Here is a 14,128-nt window from a genome sequence, read left to right as displayed (position 1 = left end):
AAATTGTATTTAATATACATCTTTCGTATACTGGATGCACATGCCGTGTCGTCGCGTGCCTGGGGGCGCGCGAGCGACGGCGACACGGAGTCGCACCCAAATTAATGCATTTAAAATGCATCATAAAAAAGGAAAAGCCACGTTGTCTCCCTCCTCCCGTCCCTACATCGCGGCCAGCGTACCGGTGCTGCGCGAACACGGACTGGCCATCACCCGGCACTTCTACGCCGACATGTTCCGCGCCCACCCCGAGCTGACAACCCTGTTCAATATGGGCAACCAGGCCAATGGGGCACAGCAGCAGTCATTGGCTGCCGCCGTGTTCGCGTATGCGGCCAATATCGACAATGCGGCGGCACTGGCACCGGTGATCGAGCGCATTGTCCATAAGCACGCGGCGGTCGGAATCGGACCCGCACACTATCCTGTCGTCGGCCGCCATCTGCTCGGCGCCATCGCGGCGGTTCTCGGCGATGCGGCCACACCCGGGCTGCTGGCCGCCTGGGACGAAGCCTACTGGCTGCTGGCCGGCGAGTTGATCGCTGCCGAAGCCCGGCTCTACCAGCGCACAGGCACCCAGGCCGGCGAACTGATCGCGGTACGGGTGGCCGAGGTCCGCGAAGAAAGCGAGGACGTGCGCTCCTATCTGCTTCAAACCGCGGATGGCAACAGTCCGGGGGGATTTCAACCCGGTCAATATATCAGTGTCGAGGTCGGTGCCGACGGCTGGCGCCAGCGTCGGCAGTACAGCCTGTCGGATGCGCCCTCCGCACCATGGTGGCGCATCAGCGTCAAGCGCGAAAGCGCCGAGCCGAAGGGACGGGTCTCAAACTGGCTGCACACGAATGTCAAACCTGGCGACAGCTTGCAGGTCAGCCCGGCATTCGGGGATTTCACGGTGCAGCTGGAAGGCGAAACGCCGCTGGTCCTGCTATCGGCCGGCATCGGCGTCACGCCGATGATCAGCGCACTCAATACACTGCTCGCGACCGGTTCGAGGCGGCCCGTACTGTTCGTGCACGCTGCCCGCAACGGCAGTCGGCACGCGCTGCGGGCCGACCTTGAGCGCGCGCGCGCGCATCACACCGATCTGCGCGTGATCGTGGCATACGAATGTGCGCAAGACAGCGACCGCATCGGCCGCGACTTCCAGATCGCCGGGCGCGTAGAGATGCAACGCATTCTCGAAGCACGAGACCGCGACGGCGATTTTTACCTATGCGGCCCCCTCGGTTTCATGCAGGCGCAATGGCAGAGCCTGCTGACGGAAAAAATCAGTCCGGCGCGCATGCGGCGCGAGGTTTTCGGGCCGGAACTGCTCGACCACCTGCGCTAAGCGTCCACTCAGGAAAAATACGATGACATCCTCACCACACCATCGCCCGCGGGGCTTCTCCGACAGCTTCGCCTACGCGACCTGCAAAACGCTTCGCTTCTTCGCCGATCTGTTTTTCGCCCGCCGCTACGGTCATCGCGCGATCGTTCTGGAAACGGTTGCCGCCGTCCCCGGGATGGTCGGCGCGACCTTGCAGCATCTGCGCGCCCTGCGCCGCCTCTCGGCCGACGGCGGCTGGATCCGGACCCTGCTCGAAGAGGCCGAAAACGAGCGCATGCATCTGATGACGTTCATCCACATCGCGCACCCGTCGCCACTGGAAAGGCTGTTGATCCTGATTGCACAGGGCGTTTTTTATAATTTCTTCTTCATGCTGTATCTGCTATCTCCCAAAACCGCCCATCGCCTGGTCGGCTACTTCGAAGAAGAAGCAGTCTACAGTTATACCGAATACCTGGCCGGCGTCGACAGCGGGATATACGCCAATGTCGCCGCGCCGGCGATCGCGATCGACTACTGGCGACTCGCACCCGATGCGCGTCTGCGCGAGGTCATCCTCGCCGTACGCGACGACGAGGCAGGCCACCGCGACGTCAATCACGGCTTTGCCGACCGGCTGTCCTCCCCGCCCGCACATCCGGCCTGAGCCGGTCTGAGCCGCCCGGCGCGACACGCGCCGGGCGGCGCGTCGGCTCAGTAGGTATAGAACATGCGCTGAATCTCCCGGGTATCGCGGGTACGGGTCAGGGCCAGCATCAACAGAATGCGCGCCTTCTGCGGATTGAGCGTGTCGCTGACAACCAGGTCTTCCTTGTCGTCGTTCGCCTCGCCGTTGCGGGCGACAATGCCGCTGCCGACGCGCGAACTGCGCACAACGATCACCCCGCGATGCCGCGCATCGCGATACGCCGGCATCATCTGCGCCGGGACGCTGCCGTCGCCGACGCTGGCCTGTATCACGCCCTGGGCGCCGGCGGCGATATCGGCATCCATCGCAACGCGATCCATATTGGCATAGCCGTAGACGATGTCCACGCGCGGCAGGGCATCGAGTGCATCGACGTTGAATTCGGTATCGGCCGTATTCTTGCGCGTGGACATGCGGTAGAAGTGCGCCTTGTTATCCTGCATATAGCCGAGGAAGCCAAGGTCCGGGTTACGGAAGGTATCCACGGTCGAAGTGTTGGACTTGCTCACATCGCGCGCAGAACTGATCTGATCGTTCATCGCGATCATGACCCCCTTGCCGATCGCCTCCTTGCTGCCGGCCAGGATGACCCCGTTGTAGAGATTGATCGGGCCGTCGGCGCTGATCGCGGTGGAAGGACGCATCGAGGCGACCATCACCACCGGCTTCTTGCTTTTGACGACCAGATCGAGGAAATAGGCGGTTTCTTCCAGCGTATCCGACCCGTGGGTGATGACGATGCCGTCGACATCTTTTTGCGCGAGCAGCTGGTTGACGCGATGAGCCAGCTTGAGCCAGACCGCATTATTCATGCTCTCGCTGGCTACCTGCGCCACCTGCTCGCCGCGCACCTCCGCCACTTTCTGCAACTCGGGTACGGCCGCAATCATCTGGTCGACACCCAGCTTGGCCGCGGTATAGCCGACCGTGGTCGTGGTATTGGCGCCGGTACCGGCTATCGTACCGCCAGTGGCCAGAATCACGACATGCGGCAAGGGAGCCGCCTGGGCAGGGAGCGCGAGTCCGACAGCCAGGACACACGTGGCGAGCAAGGGTTTGATCATTTTATTCATTATTATCTCCACATCGAGCGTATTGATAGACAAAGCATCAAAGCCGAATTGAGCCAGCCATGATGGCGCCGAGTCTAGAATATTAATTTAGCCAGCGTCCAGAACAATCAAACCCCGACAATGCCCGCTGTAACATTTAAATAACACTGCACCCCATTCAAAATTTCACATCCGTTTCACCTTATCCGAAAAACCGAACGGCCTATCCGGCCGCGCCTTGCCATATCATGACTCCCGCCCGCTGCCGGCGGCCCGGGCACGGCTCACCCGCTGGCACGCCAAGTAGAGAAACAGAAATAATACGCATATATATCAATATATTATCCAATAAATTGGCGCCACGACGGAAATGACAAAAGGATTTAACGGCAGCACAAGCATGCCACAAGGGAGCCAAACACAGGATGCGCCGCTTCCGAAAAACCGAACGAAATAATGGGTTTTTATCCAGAAATCCGAACGAATAAATATCTGACACCTATTAAATAGGCCGTTCTGAAAATACAGCCATAGAAAAGTGAAATATCTGGAATAGGGAATAAAAACACCGGTGCCCGCCTGACAAAATAGCGGCAGGTCTGCATCGGTGAAAAACGGGAGGAATGACGAGAATGGGCCGACTCAGAGACGGCCATCGAGCTGCATCCGCGCGAGCTCGCCGAGACGGGCCAGGCGGGCCAGCTGCACCGCATCGCACGGCGCGGCGTAAGACAAGCGCACACAGTTGCGATAACCGCCGCGCGGAGAAAAAAGAGGGCCCGGCGCCACACCGATGCCTTCTTCGCGCGCACGCAGGTAAAACGCGATGCTATCGAAGCGGGACGGCAGTTGCAGCCATAGCACGCAACCGCCGCCAGGCAGCGAAAAACGGGTGTCTTCCGGAAAATAGCGCTCCACGCCAGCCGCCACCGCCCGCATCTGTGCGGCCAGGGTGCGGCGCATGCGACGCATATGGCGGGCATAGCCGCCATCTTCCAGGAATCGCGCCAGCACGACCTGGTTGAGCAGGGGCGTCGAATGGGTGCCGATGTACTTCTGGACTTCGATGCTGGCCTGATGGCGCCCGGCCTCTATCCAGCCGACACGCAGCCCGGGGGCGACGCTCTTGGTCATGGATGAGCAGTACAGCACATTGCCGCTTCGGTCGAAGGCCTTGATCGGCCGCGGCCGGTGCTTCCCGAAATAGAACTCGCCGTAGACGTCGTCCTCGATCAGCGGAATATCGCGGCTGGCCAGCAGATCCGCAACCCGCTGCTTGGCGCTGTCCGGCATCAGCGAACCGAGCGGATTGGAAAAATTGGCGACCAGGATCACCGCCTGCACCGCGCCGTCGCGCGTGGCCAGCTCCAGCGCATCGACTGAAATGCCGCACACCGGGTCGGTCGGAATTTCGACCACACGCAGGCCGAGCGCCTTCAGACAGTACAACAAGGAGAAATAGGCGGGCGACTCGACCGCCACCACGTCGCCGGGCCGGGTCAACGCGCGCAAGGCCAGATTCAGGGCCTCGATCGTGCCTTGCGTAATAATCAGATTATCGGGAGAGATCTGGCCGTCCCACTCCAATGCCTGACGCGCGATCTGGCGGCGCAGACCGGCATCGCCCGCCGGAACACCGTAGTCGCTCAACAGCCCGGGCCGGCTGCGCACGCAATCGATCGTCAGTTTCTGCAAGGCGGCCACCGGCAACAGCCCGGGCAGGACATGCGCGTTGCGAAAACCGTCGACATGCCCCGGGGCCACCTCGTACAGATCCTTCACATAGTTCCACAGCAGCGCGTCGACCTCGACTTCGCCCGGCGCGGTCGGGTGCGGCACCGGCTCGAACACCGCGCGCGGGCTGACGAAATAGCCGGACTGCGGCCGCGCCTGGACCAGACCGCGGTCTTCCAGACGCCGGAACGCCTCCTGCACCGTGCTCAGACTCAAGCCGCGCCGCATGCGCATTTCGCGCAGAGAGGGCAGCCGTTCGCCCGGACGCAGGATGCCGTCTTTGATCTGGACCGCGATCGCATCGGCCAGTTGCTGGTACAGGGGGAGATCGTTGTTCTTCATCAGTCCATCATAACCGATGCAGACAAAGCCACCATGTACAGTTAACCCGGCGCACGACCGGTACAGTCGCTCGAAAAGCTGCGCTGTTACGCCCAAAAAAAGTGAACTGTGTGGCTACTGCACCGTCGGGGGCACAACTAATCTACCGGGGTACCCAGCAGAAAAGGAAAACGCTCATGTACACACTCCCCTTGAACGACCAGCAACTTTCATCCTTCGACGGCGCCGTGGCACGTCGTTTGCTGTGCGAAGCCGGCATGGTTTGGATCAGCTTTGACGGCGAAGACATTCTGCTGCACGCCGGCGAAAGCTGGAGCCAGGATGCCCGCCACGGCGAGCGCCTGCTCGTGCAAGCCGTCGCCGGCAATGCCCGCGTGCGGGTCGAGCGCACCCGGGCGCCGGCCGTCGCGGCATGCTTGCCCTTGCGCTTTTCCATCTGACTGGGCGGGCGCGGGCCGCACCCGCACTTCGACAGCAAGATCCGGATTGCCGACCGGGCAGCGCCCGTGTGACACTCGCTCTCCCTTGTCCGCCCTTGCCGGTAACCGCGCATGCCCGTCACCGCCGTATCTTGCCACATCGATCTGCCGCCCCGTTTCCGGCGCGACGTCATACTGCCGTTTCACCGCCGCGACACGCAACAACTGTCGGAACGGGCCGACGACACGCGCCTGGACAAGGGCATGATATGGAAAGGGGCGCCGGCCCGGCTCGGGATACTCTGCCGCGATGACGGAGCCGAAGCCGTGCTGGAGGTGGATGGCAGCGTCAGCGACGATGACCGCCCCGCTTTGGAGGACAGAGTGCGCAGGATGCTGGGACTGACCCAGCCGATAGACGAATTCGAGCGCACCTTCGGCCCCCACCCCGAGCTTGGCGCCTTGATTGCCCGCCAGTCCGGCTTGCGCGTTGCCCAGACGGCCTCGCCCTTCGAGGCCATCGCCTGGGCCGTCACCGGACAACAGATCAGCGTCGCCGTCGCGGTATCCCTGCGGCGGCGGCTGATTCAGAGATGCGGCGTTCGCCACAGCGGCGGCTTGTACTGCCACCCCGATGCCGCGCGAGTGGCCGAACTGACCGAAGACGATCTGCGTGCCTGCGGCTTTTCCGCCGGCAAGGCGCACACCCTGCTGACGATCAGCCGGATGCAATCGGCAGGGGAACTCCCCCTCGACGACTGGCTGGCCGCACCACCGATCGCCCTCATGCGTGAACGGCTGTCCTCGATCAAGGGCATAGGCCCGTGGACCATCAGCTACACCCTGCTGCGCGCCTATGCCTGGCTCGATGGCTCTTTACATGGCGATGTCGCCGTGCGCCGCGGGATTCAACAGCTACTCAAGCAGGACGCTCCCCTGTCGGACAGGGAAGCCCGACTCTGGCTGCAAGCGTTCGCCCCCTGGCGCGCGCTGGTGGCGGCCCACCTGTGGGCCTCGTTGCAAGTGGCGGCCTGACGACGGACCGACATTCAGACGGAGGGCGGCCTCGCGATGGCGGCCGGGGCGTCGAGCCGGGCCAGGACGTGGCCGAAGGCCAGCCCGAGGACGCCTTCGACAAAAGGCAGTTCGTCGAAACGGCCGGTGTGCAGGGTTTCGAAAGCGGACAGGGCAAAGAAGACCAGGGTTCCAGTGGCCAGCATGCCGTGCGCGAGGTAGCGGCCGAACGGGTGCGGCCCCGATCGATTGCCGGCAACAGAGACGACCCGTACCGCCACATGCATCAATATTTTCATCGCAGCCCCTCCCGGCATTCGGCATGGCGAGAACGGCTTCGCCCGGTCACGGGAGCCCTTCCCCTCCGCGTGGCGGAGAAAATGATCCGGGACCATGGTGCAATACCACCGGGTCCGCGCCAATATGAATTTTCTGCTTCCGAACCGGCTTGTCGTCCTTCGGGTTCAAGGCATTTCTGTCACCTCGCCCCTGTTACTGCCCGGTTTCGCCATTGCACAGGCGCCATCGCTTGCAGAATAATGGGCCAGCTCCCGCGCCAACACTACAGATTAGGAATGCTATGACACGGAGTTTTGACGCCATCCTGTTTGATATGGACGGTTTGATGATCAACAGCGAGGCCGCTGCGATCGAATGTTGGCGCATGGCCTGCGCCGATCTCGGCGTCGCCTGCGACGAGGCTTTTCTGCTGGGCATGGTCGGGCTGGCCACCGCCCGTTGCACCGACTACGTCGCAGCACATCTCGGTGGCGACGTCGCACGCGCCGACGCCCTGCGCGAGCGTTGCAACAGCTACTATATGCAGACTCTCGAGCAGGGGCGCATCGGCTTGATGCCGGGCATTGTTCAACTGCTGGATTGGGTGGTCGGACAGGGTATCGTGCGGGCGGTCGCGACGTCGACCAAACGTGCCCAAGCCGAGATCAAGCTCGACAAGAGCGGGTTGGCGCCTTATTTCTCCACCGTCGTCGCCGGCGACGAAGTCGCGGCCACCAAACCGGCGCCTGACCTGTTTCTCGGCGCGGCCGGGCGGCTCGGCATCGACCCCGCACGTTGCCTGGTACTGGAGGATTCCGCCTACGGCGTGATGGCAGGCCACGCCGCCGGCATGCGCGTCATCATGGTTCCGGATCTGATCGCACCGTCCGCGGAGCAGGCGGCGCTGGCGTTTCGCATCTGCGACGACCTGCACCAGGCACTCGAGATGATTCGCCAGCTCTGAGCTGCGCACCGGGCTTCAGTTCTTGCCCGGCCACAGCCTGACGCCGAGCGCGGCGAGTGCGGCGAGCGCAGCCGACAGGCACAGCGCGCTCCAGCCCCCATGGTCTAGCACCTGGCTGCCTATCGCCGCGCCGGCAGCCATCCCGACAAACATCGCACCGACCAGAACGGCGTTGAGACGGCTGCGGGCGGCGGGTTCGAGCCCGTAGATCTGGCTTTGATGGGCGATCAGCGAGGCCTGGATGCCAAGATCGAACAGAACGGTGGCGGCGGCAATCAGCCACAGGCCATGCGGTCCGAAGGCCATCGCGAGGAAGGAGACCAGCACCAGTGCCGCTCCGGCACGCACGACCCCTTCCGACCCGCGCCGGTCCGCGACATGGCCAGCCAGCGGCGCAGCCAGGGCACCCGCCGCACCGGCCAGACCGAAAGCACCGGCCGCCGCCGCGCCCAGGTGATAAGGCGCATGTTGCAGCATCACCGCCAGCGTCGACCAGAACGCGCTGAATGCGGCACTGAGCAGGCCCTGCGCCCACGCTGCGCGGCGCAGCGCCGGGTAGCGCCGCCATAACGTCAGCAGAGAACCGAGCAAGGCGGTATAGCTCAGGGACGTGGTCGCGGCAAAGCGCGGCAGACGCCGGGCCAGCAGAAGCGCCAACACGGCGATGCTTGCCGCCGCCGCGACGAAGGTGATCCGCCAGCCGAAGGATTGCGCAAGGGTTCCGCTGATCACGCGCGACAACAGAATGCCGGTCAGCAGCCCCGTCATCACCGTGCCGACCGTTTTACCGCGCCGGGCTTCGGGCGCCAGCGCGGCGGCGGCCGGGACAAGGTCCTGAGCCAGCGTGGCGGCGAGACCGATGGCGACCGAGGCGATGCACAGCACGCCGAGGCCCGGCGCGAGCGCAGCCAGGGCCAGCGCGAACGCCAGCGCCAGCGCCTTGCCTACGATGATGCTGCGCCGGTCGTAGCGATCGCCGAGAGGCGCGAGCAGTAATATACCTGCCGCATATCCGAGCTGGGTCAGAGTCGGAACCAGCCCGATCGCGGATGGCGTGGCGTGAAAGTCGTGCGCCAGAATGCCGAGCATCGGCTGCGCGTAGTACAGCGAAGCCACCGCAAGACCGGCGCCACCGGCAAGCAGCATGATGAGGCTGGAAGACAAGCCGCCTTGGTCGTCGGCGACAGTATTGGACAATGTGGTCATGACAGGTACCCGAAAATCAGTAGGAGAACGGAACTGAGTTTGCCGTTCTTCATTTGGCGCGTGTAGACGCACTGCGAACAGAATGGTTATACACTAAGCGTATGACAACACCGCCTCCCGACCGCTTCGCACTGATGCAAACATTCATCCGCATCGTCGAAGCCGGCAATCTCTCCGCTGCCGCCCAACAGCTTGGCACCACGCAGCCGACCGTCAGCCGCCGGCTGCAAACGCTGGAGCGCACGCTCGGCCTGCGGCTGCTGCAACGCTCGACGCACACGATGACACTGACCGAGGCCGGCGCGCGCTATTACGAGCAGGCGCGCGCCTTCATCGATGAGTGGGGCGCATTCGAGTCCGACCTGAGGGGGGCGATAGACGAGCCGGAAGGCTTGCTGCGCGTCGTCGTACCGCACGCATTCGGCCAGCAGCACCTGCTCGCCCCGCTCGCGCAGTTTCTGCGCCGCTACCCCGCTCTGTCGGTGGAGTGGCAATTGACCGACAGTGCGCCCAATCTGGTGGAACAAGGGCTGGATTGCCAGATACGCGTCGGCGAGGGCGTCGACCCCGCGCTGGTGGCGATCAAGCTCGCCGACGTGCCGCGGGTCATGGTCGCCTCGCCGTCCCTGCTGCAGGGCGTCCCCGCCCCCACCTCGCCCGCCGCGCTCGCGGCCCTGCCCTGGCTCGCCTTCTCGACGTATTATCGCAACGAGATCGAACTGCGCGACGCCAGCGGTGCGACACAGACGCTGACGCTGCGCCCGCGCCTGTATACCGACAGCGTCTATGCCTTGCGCAATGCCGCCATGCAGGGCTTGGGCGTGGCCGTCGTTTCCGGCTGGCTGGTCGAGGACGATGTCGCACGCGGCGATCTGATCCATGTGCTGCCCGGCTGGCGCGCCGCGCCGTTGCCGGTATACCTGCTCTATCCCTACGCCCGCTTCTATCCGGCCAAACTGCGCCGCTTCATCGATGCCATGCGCGATTCGATGCGCGAGCCCCTGTGGCCGACCGGCTGACGCGGTTCAGGGTCGACCGCAGTCAGTGTACAATGCGCACGATGCCGCCCGCGCCGGCGCGGGCGGCGAGAACCGTCACGGACCGGGTCCAATCCAAGGAAATATAGTGCTGATAGCAATTGAAGGAATCGATGGCAGCGGCAAGGGCACCCAGGCCGCCGCACTGGCCGAAAAACTGCAGAACGAAGGGCGGCAGGTCACGCTGATCCGTTTCCCCCAGTATCAGGACACCTTCTTCGGGCGCGAAGTCGGGCGCTACCTGAACGGCGACTACGGCTCTCTGGACACCGTCCCGGTCAAGTTTTCGTCCCTGCTCTATGCGCTCGACCGCTATCAGGCACTGCAAGGCATCAGCGCCGCGCTGGCCCGCGGCGAAGACGTGATCTGCGATCGCTACACCGGATCGAATATCGCGCACCAGGCCGCGCGCGTCCCGGCCGACGAGCGCGCCGCGCTGACATCCTGGATCGTCGAAGTCGAGGAAGACATCTTGCACATCCCCGCGCCCGATCTGGTGGTGTTTCTCGACATGGACGTCAAGAAATCACAGGAACTGGTCGCGCAAAAGGAGAAGCGCGCCTACACGGACAAGAGCCACGACCTGCACGAAGCGTCGAAAGACCATTTGCAGATCGCGCTGGAAAACTTCCGCCATCTGGCCGCCGAACGCGGCTGGGCACGGATAGGCTGCCTTGACGAAGAAGGTCGCCTGAAATCCCTGTCCGTCATCGGCGACGAAATCCACGCCGCCGTCGCCCGCGCGCGCCGCGCCGGGCACTGAGTTCAGTCGGGGTCGGCCAGCAGCGTCAGCGCCCCGTTCAAGGCATCGGCCAGTTCGGCAAGCTGCGCGTCGGCGCGCGCGACTTCCAGCGATAGCGTCGCGGTCACCGCATCGCCGTACTCCACGGCGCCGATGGCGATGCCGGCCTGCTGGCAGCGCCGCCGCAGCGCCGACTCGATGGCGAACGGCACCCCGATCCGCTGCTCCCGCATCGGCGTCACCGCAACGAGCCGGGCCTCGCCCAGCGCCTGGCTCACCGCCTGCCCGTAGGCGCGCGCGAGGCCGCCCGCGCCCAGCTTTACCCCGCCGAAGTAACGCACCACCACCGCCAGCACATTGACCAGACCTTTGTGCTGCAACACGTTGTACATCGGTCGTGCGGCCGTTCCGCCCGGTTCGCCGTCATCGTTGAGCATCGAATCCGATGCCGTCAGCAGCACCACACAGTAATGCCTCGCATCCGGCCAGTCGCGCCGCGCGGCCGCAATCAGCGTCTCGGCCTCGGCACGCGAAGCAACCGGGTGGAGCAAGGCGATGAAGCGGCTCTTGCGGATTTCGATTTCGGCCATCACCGGCGCGTCCAGCTGGAACATTTTCGAATAGTCGCTGTCGTATGAAGGCATATATTGTGTGGCATCCGCCCCCCAGACTCAAATCGAGCCGCGGCGATGGCATTGCGCTTCCACTTGTCATCATCCGGCACTGGACCCACAATGGGCACCTATGCCGCACAATCCGAAGGAACGGAGCTCATGAGCGCAAGCCCCACCCTGTGGTTCGTCCTTGCCGTGCTCGCACTGGCGGCGGAATTTCTTTCGGGGACGTTTTATCTGTTGGTCGTGGCCAGCGCACTGACGGGCGGCGGCTTTGCCGCCCGCTACACCGAACAGCTGCCGCTGCAGCTGGGGACGGCGGTGATAGTCGGTCTGGCCGCCCTGCTGCTCGTCACCCGCTGGCGGCGGCGATTGAAGCGCATGCCCTTGCCCGGGCCGGACGACGCCGACATCGGCCAGCGCGTGATCATTCTCTATACACAAGGCGGCGACCGCCTGCGAGTGCACTTCCGCGGCACAGAGTGGGACGCCCGCCTCGAAGGCACCCCGCCCTTGCCGGGAGGCTCCGCCTTCATCGCGGGCAAGGAAGGCAATCTGTTGCTGCTTACGCTGGACAAACCGGACAGGGACGAATAATGGAATTTGCACTCGTGTTTTTTGCCGCCTTCGTGATTTTCGTGATCCAGGCGGTCAAGGTCGTGCCGCAGCAGCATGCCTTCGTCGTCGAGCGGCTCGGCCGCTATCACGCCACATTGCCGCCGGGATTGAGCATCATCATTCCTTTCATCGACCGTATCGCCTATCGCCATGTACTGAAGGAAATCCCGCTCGACGTGCCGAGCCAGATCTGCATTACCCGGGACAACACCCAGCTCAAGGTCGACGGCATCATCTACTTTCAGGTCACCGATCCGCAACGCGCGTCCTACGGCGCGAGCGACTACATCGTCGCCATCACCCAGCTCGCGCAGACGACCCTGCGTTCGGTCGTGGGCAAGATGGAGCTGGACAAGACATTCGAAGAACGCGACGAGATAAACCGCACCGTCGTGGCGGTGCTCGACGAGGCAGGCGTCAGCTGGGGCGTGAAAGTCCTGCGCTATGAGATCAAGGACCTGGTGCCGCCGCAGGAAATCCTGCACTCGATGCAGCAGCAGATCACCGCCGAACGCGAGAAACGCGCACGCATCGCCGAATCCGAGGGGCGGCGCATGGAGCAGATCAATCTGGCCAACGGCGCACGCGAAGCCGCCATCCAGAAATCGGAAGGCGAGATGCGGGCCAATATCAACCAGTCCGAAGGCGAACGGCTCGCCACCGTCAACCGCGCCCAGGGACAGGCCGATGCGCTGCGTCTGGTCGCCGACGCCACGGCCGATGCCCTGGCCCGCGTGGCGGGCGCCATCCGGCAGGAAGGCGGCATCGAAGCCGTCAACCTGAAAGTCGCCGAACAGTATGTCGCCGCCTTCTCCAACCTGGCACGCGAGAGCAATACGGTGATCCTGCCCGCCAACGTCGCCGACGTGGGCAGCCTGGTCGCCAGTGCACTCTCGGTAGTGAAACAGGTTTCCCGTTAATGACAACTGGCGCATGGTGTCTTGAATTGCGGCCCACTCGCCCGCATAATCACCCGCATGAAATTTCTATCTGACCTTTTCCCGGTACTGCTGTTTTTCGCAGTCTATTCCATTCGCCAGGACATTTTCCTGGCGACGGCGATCGCCATCGTCGCGACGGTACTCCAGGTCGGATATGCCTGGTTGCGCGGCCACGTCATCGATACCATGCAATGGGTCAGCTTGGGCCTGGTCGTGGTGCTTGGCGGCGCGACCCTGCTGCTGCATGACAAGCATTTCATCATGTGGAAGCCGACCGTGCTTTACTGGATCATGGGCGGCGGTCTGCTCGTGGGACAGTGGCTGGGCAAAAACGGCATACAGGCCATGATGGGCAAGCAGATCGCGCTGCCGAAACCGGTCTGGCGCGGCCTGTGCTACGCCTGGATCGTCTTTTTCGCGCTGATGGGTGCGCTCAACCTGTACGTCGCCTACCACTTCAGCGAAGACATCTGGGTCAAGTTCAAACTGTTTGGCGGACTCGGACTGATGGTGGTCTTTGCCGTGGCGCAGAGTCTGGTGCTCGGACGTTATATTGTCGAGGAAGAAAACTGATGCTCTACGTCATCTACGCCCGCGACGTCGCCGATTCGCTCGAGCGCCGCCTGTCGGTCCGCCCCGAACACCTGGCCCGGCTCGACGCGCTGCAAGCCGACGGTCGGCTGGCGCTGGCGGGGCCTCTGCCCGCCATCGACGCCGCCAACCCGGGTCCCGCCGGTTTCACCGGCAGCCTGATCGTCGCCGAATTCGAGTCGCTCGAGGCCGCGCGCGAATGGGCCCATGCCGACCCGTACTGGGCGGCTGGCGTCTATGCCGACGTCGAGGTCAAGCCGATACGGCAGGTGTATCCGGCATGAGCGACATCCGGGACGAAATCCTCAGTCGCCTGACCACGCTGGACGCCACGCACATCGAGCTGATCGACGACAGCGCCGCCCACGCAGGACATGCCGGCGCGCGCGCCGGTGGCGGCCACTACCGTCTTGCCCTCGTCAGCCCGCGCTTTACCGGGCTGAACCGCGTCGCCCGCCATCGCCTCGTTCACCAGGCCCTGGCCGACCTCATGCCGAACCGGATTCACGCGCTGGTCATCAACGTGAAATCTCCGGAAGAAATCTAATTTT

Annotated in this window: 17 protein-coding genes; 12 read left to right on the top strand and 5 right to left on the bottom strand. The window is 63.7% G+C overall.

What is annotated here, in order from left to right; translation table 11 throughout:
• Positions 1-142 precede the first annotated feature (142 nt).
• Together G520_RS0115735 and G520_RS0115730 are read left to right on the top strand one after the other, a co-directional pair.
• Positions 143-1,336 (top strand): globin domain-containing protein, encoded by a 1,194-nt coding sequence (locus tag G520_RS0115735; protein WP_246542761.1) that lies wholly within the window; start codon positions 143-145, stop codon positions 1,334-1,336.
• Between the two features lie 22 nt (positions 1,337-1,358).
• On the top strand, positions 1,359-1,982 hold the full coding sequence (locus G520_RS0115730; protein WP_028536482.1) for an alternative oxidase: 624 nt from the start codon (positions 1,359-1,361) through the stop codon (positions 1,980-1,982).
• Between the two features lie 47 nt (positions 1,983-2,029).
• Here the strand turns inward: G520_RS0115730 and G520_RS0115725 are convergent, their stop codons facing one another.
• Together G520_RS0115725 and G520_RS23120 are read right to left on the bottom strand one after the other, a co-directional pair.
• A complete protein-coding gene (locus G520_RS0115725) occupies positions 2,030-3,097 on the bottom strand; it encodes a type II asparaginase (RefSeq protein WP_084637670.1) in 1,068 nt (355 codons plus the stop codon).
• Positions 3,098-3,718: 621 nt separating this feature from the next.
• Positions 3,719-5,152 carry an aminotransferase-like domain-containing protein gene (locus G520_RS23120; RefSeq protein WP_036666396.1) on the bottom strand — a complete coding sequence of 478 codons (1,434 nt, stop codon included), beginning with the start codon at positions 5,150-5,152 and terminating at the stop codon, positions 3,719-3,721.
• A 176-nt stretch (positions 5,153-5,328) separates the two neighbouring features.
• Here G520_RS23120 and G520_RS0115715 point away from each other — a divergent pair, with 176 nt between their 5' ends.
• Both G520_RS0115715 and G520_RS0115710 read left to right on the top strand, forming a co-directional pair.
• The gene (locus tag G520_RS0115715) at positions 5,329-5,592 is read left to right on the top strand and encodes a hypothetical protein (protein WP_028536480.1); all 264 of its coding nucleotides are present in this window, start codon (positions 5,329-5,331) and stop codon (positions 5,590-5,592) included.
• Between the two features lie 111 nt (positions 5,593-5,703).
• Positions 5,704-6,606 (top strand): DNA-3-methyladenine glycosylase family protein, encoded by a 903-nt coding sequence (locus G520_RS0115710; RefSeq protein WP_028536479.1) that lies wholly within the window; start codon positions 5,704-5,706, stop codon positions 6,604-6,606.
• Between the two features lie 14 nt (positions 6,607-6,620).
• Here G520_RS0115710 and G520_RS0115705 read toward each other — a convergent pair whose 3' ends face one another.
• Entirely contained in the window at positions 6,621-6,884 is a 264-nt protein-coding gene (locus tag G520_RS0115705) for a hypothetical protein (protein ID WP_028536478.1), read from the bottom strand.
• A gap of 281 nt (positions 6,885-7,165) precedes the next feature.
• On the opposite strand from G520_RS0115705, the gene G520_RS0115695 reads away from it, so the two are divergent.
• On the top strand, positions 7,166-7,828 hold the full coding sequence (locus tag G520_RS0115695; RefSeq protein WP_028536477.1) for an HAD family hydrolase: 663 nt from the start codon (positions 7,166-7,168) through the stop codon (positions 7,826-7,828).
• Between the two features lie 15 nt (positions 7,829-7,843).
• Here G520_RS0115695 and G520_RS0115690 read toward each other — a convergent pair whose 3' ends face one another.
• The gene (locus G520_RS0115690; RefSeq protein WP_028536476.1) at positions 7,844-9,034 is read right to left on the bottom strand and encodes an MFS transporter; all 1,191 of its coding nucleotides are present in this window, start codon (positions 9,032-9,034) and stop codon (positions 7,844-7,846) included.
• A 134-nt stretch (positions 9,035-9,168) separates the two neighbouring features.
• Between G520_RS0115690 and G520_RS0115685 the strand changes: the two genes are divergently transcribed.
• Both G520_RS0115685 and tmk read left to right on the top strand, forming a co-directional pair.
• The gene (locus tag G520_RS0115685) at positions 9,169-10,053 is read left to right on the top strand and encodes a LysR family transcriptional regulator (RefSeq protein ID WP_211222850.1); all 885 of its coding nucleotides are present in this window, start codon (positions 9,169-9,171) and stop codon (positions 10,051-10,053) included.
• Positions 10,054-10,159: 106 nt separating this feature from the next.
• Complete coding sequence (tmk, locus tag G520_RS0115680; protein WP_051229449.1) at positions 10,160-10,834, top strand: dTMP kinase; 675 nt, start codon at positions 10,160-10,162, stop codon at positions 10,832-10,834.
• A 2-nt stretch (positions 10,835-10,836) separates the two neighbouring features.
• On the opposite strand, the gene G520_RS0115675 is transcribed toward tmk, so the two are convergent.
• On the bottom strand, positions 10,837-11,457 hold the full coding sequence (locus tag G520_RS0115675) for an IMPACT family protein (RefSeq protein WP_246542760.1): 621 nt from the start codon (positions 11,455-11,457) through the stop codon (positions 10,837-10,839).
• 129 nt (positions 11,458-11,586) lie between these two features.
• Between G520_RS0115675 and G520_RS0115670 the strand changes: the two genes are divergently transcribed.
• From G520_RS0115670 to G520_RS0115650, 5 genes are read left to right on the top strand one after another with little or no spacing between them, the layout of a single operon-like run.
• Positions 11,587-12,024, top strand: coding sequence for an NfeD family protein (locus tag G520_RS0115670; RefSeq protein ID WP_028536472.1), 438 nt, complete (start codon positions 11,587-11,589; stop codon positions 12,022-12,024).
• Complete coding sequence (locus G520_RS0115665; RefSeq protein ID WP_028536471.1) at positions 12,024-12,965, top strand: SPFH domain-containing protein; 942 nt, start codon at positions 12,024-12,026, stop codon at positions 12,963-12,965. Before G520_RS0115670 ends, G520_RS0115665 begins: the two co-directional genes overlap by 1 nt.
• 57 nt (positions 12,966-13,022) lie before the next feature.
• A complete protein-coding gene (locus G520_RS0115660; RefSeq protein WP_028536470.1) occupies positions 13,023-13,559 on the top strand; it encodes a septation protein A in 537 nt (178 codons plus the stop codon).
• The gene (locus G520_RS0115655) at positions 13,556-13,861 is read left to right on the top strand and encodes a YciI family protein (protein ID WP_425516766.1); all 306 of its coding nucleotides are present in this window, start codon (positions 13,556-13,558) and stop codon (positions 13,859-13,861) included. The genes G520_RS0115660 and G520_RS0115655 overlap by 4 nt, the downstream gene beginning before the upstream one ends.
• Complete coding sequence (locus G520_RS0115650; RefSeq protein WP_028536468.1) at positions 13,858-14,124, top strand: BolA family protein; 267 nt, start codon at positions 13,858-13,860, stop codon at positions 14,122-14,124. Before G520_RS0115655 ends, G520_RS0115650 begins: the two co-directional genes overlap by 4 nt.
• Positions 14,125-14,128 lie beyond the last annotated feature (4 nt).

Origin of the sequence: Paludibacterium yongneupense DSM 18731 (assembly GCF_000422925.1) — a bacterium.
In the GTDB taxonomy this organism is placed as follows: domain Bacteria; phylum Pseudomonadota; class Gammaproteobacteria; order Burkholderiales; family Chromobacteriaceae; genus Paludibacterium; species Paludibacterium yongneupense.
This window is presented reverse-complemented; position numbering and strand designations above follow the sequence as displayed.

Excerpts from the sequence above, each read along its gene's own strand:
- G520_RS0115730 (WP_028536482.1), top strand. The coding sequence starts at position 1,359 with ATGACATCCTCACCACACCATCGCCCGCGGGGCTTCTCCGACAGCTTC.
- G520_RS0115725 (WP_084637670.1), bottom strand. The coding sequence starts at position 3,097 with ATGAATAAAATGATCAAACCCTTGCTCGCCACGTGTGTCCTGGCTGTC.
- G520_RS23120 (WP_036666396.1), bottom strand. The coding sequence starts at position 5,152 with ATGAAGAACAACGATCTCCCCCTGTACCAGCAACTGGCCGATGCGATC.
- G520_RS0115715 (WP_028536480.1), top strand. The coding sequence starts at position 5,329 with ATGTACACACTCCCCTTGAACGACCAGCAACTTTCATCCTTCGACGGC.
- G520_RS0115710 (WP_028536479.1), top strand. The coding sequence starts at position 5,704 with ATGCCCGTCACCGCCGTATCTTGCCACATCGATCTGCCGCCCCGTTTC.
- G520_RS0115705 (WP_028536478.1), bottom strand. The coding sequence starts at position 6,884 with ATGAAAATATTGATGCATGTGGCGGTACGGGTCGTCTCTGTTGCCGGC.
- G520_RS0115695 (WP_028536477.1), top strand. The coding sequence starts at position 7,166 with ATGACACGGAGTTTTGACGCCATCCTGTTTGATATGGACGGTTTGATG.
- G520_RS0115690 (WP_028536476.1), bottom strand. The coding sequence starts at position 9,034 with ATGACCACATTGTCCAATACTGTCGCCGACGACCAAGGCGGCTTGTCT.
- G520_RS0115685 (WP_211222850.1), top strand. The coding sequence starts at position 9,169 with ATGCAAACATTCATCCGCATCGTCGAAGCCGGCAATCTCTCCGCTGCC.
- G520_RS0115675 (WP_246542760.1), bottom strand. The coding sequence starts at position 11,457 with ATGCCTTCATACGACAGCGACTATTCGAAAATGTTCCAGCTGGACGCG.
- G520_RS0115670 (WP_028536472.1), top strand. The coding sequence starts at position 11,587 with ATGAGCGCAAGCCCCACCCTGTGGTTCGTCCTTGCCGTGCTCGCACTG.
- G520_RS0115665 (WP_028536471.1), top strand. The coding sequence starts at position 12,024 with ATGGAATTTGCACTCGTGTTTTTTGCCGCCTTCGTGATTTTCGTGATC.
- G520_RS0115660 (WP_028536470.1), top strand. The coding sequence starts at position 13,023 with ATGAAATTTCTATCTGACCTTTTCCCGGTACTGCTGTTTTTCGCAGTC.
- G520_RS0115650 (WP_028536468.1), top strand. The coding sequence starts at position 13,858 with ATGAGCGACATCCGGGACGAAATCCTCAGTCGCCTGACCACGCTGGAC.